This is a genomic window from Dietzia sp. DQ11-44, assembly GCF_014145205.1.
GTDB lineage: Bacteria > Actinomycetota > Actinomycetes > Mycobacteriales > Mycobacteriaceae > Dietzia > Dietzia natronolimnaea.
Genome location: NZ_JAALEC010000382.1, coordinates 1 through 3,456 on the forward strand (window position 1 = coordinate 1; position 3,456 = coordinate 3,456).

Genomic DNA, 3,456 nt, shown 5'->3' on the forward strand with positions numbered 1-3,456 from the left:
CAACCGTGGCCGCAGCGGCGCGGCCGGTGCGTTCGGCCGCCCCGGAGGCGCGCCCCGCAGGGGCCGCAAGTCCAAGCGGCAGAAGCGTCAGGAATACGACTCGATGCGGGCCCCCGAGGTCGGCGGCGTCCGGCTCCCCGACGGTCGTGGGCAGGTCCTGCGGCTGGCACAGGGTGCCTCGCTGAGCGACTTCGCGGACAAGATCGACGTCAACCCGTCGCAGCTGGTCCAGGCGCTGTTCAACCTCGGTGAGATGGTGACGGCCACGCAGTCCGTCACCCCGGAGACCCTTCAGCTCCTCGGCGAGGAGATGGGCTTCAAGGTCCAGGTCGTCAGTCCCGAGGACGAGGACCGCGAACTGCTCGACTCGTTCGACCTGTCGTTCGGTGAGGACGAGGGCGGGGAGGACGATCTCGAGATCCGTCCCGCTGTCGTCACCGTCATGGGTCACGTCGACCACGGCAAGACCAGGTTGCTCGACAGCATCCGGTCCGCGAAGGTCGGCGAGGGCGAGGCCGGCGGCATCACCCAGCACATCGGTGCCTACCAGGTCACCGTGCCGGTCGACGACATCGACCGGACGATCACCTTCATCGACACCCCGGGTCACGAGGCGTTCACCGCCATGCGTGCCCGCGGCGCCAAGTCGACGGACATCGCGATCATCGTGGTCGCGGCGGACGACGGCGTCATGCCGCAGACGGTCGAGGCGATCAACCACGCGCAGGCGGCCGACGTGCCGATCGTCGTGGCGGTCAACAAGATCGACAAGGAGGGCGCACAGCCCGACAAGATCCGTGGCCAGATGACCGAGTACGGGCTCGTCCCGGAGGAGTACGGCGGCGACACCATGTTCGTCGACATCTCCGCGAAGCAGGGGCTCAACATCGAGTCGCTCCTCGAGGCGGTCGTCCTCACCGCGGACGCGTCGCTGGACCTGCGGGCCAACCCGGACATGGACGCGCAGGGCGTGGCCATCGAGGCGCACCTCGACCGCGGACGCGGTCCGGTCGCCACGGTGCTCATCCAGCGCGGAACGCTGCGGGTCGGCGACTCGATCGTGGCGGGCGACGCGTACGGCCGGGTTCGTCGCATGGTGGACGAGCACGGGGAGGACGTCGTGGAGGCGACCCCGTCCCGTCCGGTCCAGGTGATCGGCCTGACCAGCGTCTGTGGCGCAGGCGACACCCTGATGGTGGTCGAGGAGGACCGCACCGCACGGCAGATCGCGGACAAGCGAAACGCGCGCAAGCGCAACGCGCTCGCCGCCCGGTCCCGCCGGCGGATCAGCCTCGAGGATCTGGATTCGCATCTCAAGGAGACGAGCCAGCTCAACCTCATCATCAAGGGCGACAACTCCGGTACGGTCGAGGCCCTCGAAGAGGCCCTCATGGGCATCGAGATCGACGACGAGGTGCAGTTGCGTGTCATCGACCGCGGTGTCGGTGCGGTCACCGAGACCAACGTCAACCTGGCGGCCGCATCCGACGCCGTGATCATCGGGTTCAACGTCCGCGCGGAGGGCAAGTCGACGGAGCTGGCCAACCGCGAGGGCGTGGACATCCGGTACTACTCGATCATCTACCAGGCGATCGACGAGATCGAGAGTGCGCTCAAGGGCATGCTCAAGCCGATCTACGAGGAGAAGAAGCTCGGTCAGGCGGAGATCCGCCAGCTGTTCCGCTCCTCCAAGCTCGGCAACATCGCGGGTTGCATGGTCCTCGACGGGATCATCCGACGCAACGCCAAGGCCCGTCTCATCCGCGACGGCAAGGTCGTCGTCGAGGAGATGACCGTCTCCTCGCTGCGCCGCGAGAAGGACGACGCGACCGAGGTCCGCGAGGGCTTCGAGTGTGGTCTGACGGTGACGTACTCCGACATCAAGATCGGCGACGTGATCGAGACCTACGAGCTCGTCGAGAAGCCGCGCGACTGACGTCGACGGCGACAACCCCGTGGGGGCAGGTTCCGTGGTCTGCGGGCCTGCCCCCACGGCATTCTGGGTATCGAGCGGCCGCCCGGCGGCCGCATCACGTCAAGGAGGATCGCCATGGCCGGAAAGGGACGGGCCGGACGGCTCGGCAAACGGATCGGGGAGATCGTCGCGACGGCGATCGAGCACGAGATCAAGGATCCGCGTCTCGAGTTCATCACCATCACTGATTCGCGCATCACGGCGGATCTGAGGGTGGCCACCCTCTACTACACGGTCCGGGGGAGGACGCTCGACGAGGAACCCGACATCGCCGACGCGGGTGAGGCCCTGGCGAACGCTCGGGGCCGGCTGCGCACGATGGTGGGTAAGCAGACGGGGGTCAAGTTCACTCCCGAGCTGACCTTCCGGCTGGATTCCGTACCGGATGCCGCGCGCCAGATGGAGGAGTTGCTCGCCAAGGCCCGCGCCCAGGACGAGGAGGTCCGCCGGGTGGCGGAGGGTGCGCGGCCCGCGGGGGACGAGGACCCCTACCGCAGGGACGACGAGGTGGGTCTACCGGAGGACGACGACCGGTGATCACCCTGGTGGACGCGGGCGGCGCGGCCGAGGTCCTCGCGCGGCACCGTGAGGTGACCGTGCTGTGCCACGTCCGCCCCGACGCCGATGCCCTCGGGAGTTCCGCGGGCCTGGCCCGTGCACTGCGGGCGGTCGGCGTCGTGGTCCACCAGTCGTTCGACCCGGGCACGGTGCCGGAGGCGCTCCGGGTGATCCCGGGTACGGAACACGTGGTGCCGATCGCCGAGGTGCCGGAGCACGACGGCCTGGTGGTGACGCTGGACTGCGCCAGCCCGGACCGGGTGGGCGACTGGGGACGGTTGGCCCGCTCGGCGACAGAGGTCCTCGTGGTGGACCATCACCGTTCCAACCCGGGATTCGGGACGCACCTGCTGTTGGATCCCGGGGCGGCCTCCACCGCGACCCTGGTACTCGACGTTCTCGAGGCCGGTCGCTACCCGGTCGACCCGGACCTCGCCACCAGCCTCTACGCGGGGCTCGTCACCGACACCGGGTCCTTCCGGTGGGGTGGGGCGGGTTCGCACGACACGGCCCGCCGACTGCTGGCGGCCGGGGCGGAGTCCCGGGAACTCGGTTTCGCGCTCCTCGACGCCCACCCGTTCTCCTGGCTCCGTGTGCTGGGGGATCTCCTGGGGACCGCCCGCCTGGACACCGAGGCGGCAGGGGGGCGGGGCGCGGTGTGGTTGACGGTCCCGCACGACGTCGTCGCGTCGGTCGACGAGGCCGACCTCGAGTCGCTCGTGTCCCACCTGCAGGGGGTCCGGGAGGCGGAGGTGGCGGTCCTCGTCAAGGAGATCAGACAGGGCGAGTGCGCGGTGTCGCTCCGCTCCCGCGGTGGCGACGGCGTGGACGTCTCGGCCGTGGCCTCGACGCTCGGCGGCGGTGGACACCCGGCGGCGGCCGGGTGCACCGTGAGCGGCGACCCCGGACTCGTCACGGCGAGG

Annotated in this window: 3 protein-coding genes; all 3 read left to right on the forward strand. The window is 69.8% G+C overall.

Going from position 1 to position 3,456, the window contains the following annotated elements; genetic code table 11:
- The coding region (infB, locus tag G6018_RS10105; protein ID WP_182639528.1) for a translation initiation factor IF-2 at window positions 1-1,936 on the forward strand (1,936 nt) is incomplete at its 5' end.
- Between the two features lie 114 nt (window positions 1,937-2,050).
- Window positions 2,051-2,512, forward strand: coding sequence for a 30S ribosome-binding factor RbfA (gene rbfA / locus G6018_RS10110; protein WP_182639529.1), 462 nt, complete (start codon window positions 2,051-2,053; stop codon window positions 2,510-2,512).
- Window positions 2,509-3,456 (forward strand): DHH family phosphoesterase (locus G6018_RS10115; protein ID WP_182639530.1); only part of this gene is annotated, 948 nt, incomplete at its 3' end. The genes rbfA and G6018_RS10115, both read left to right, overlap by 4 nt.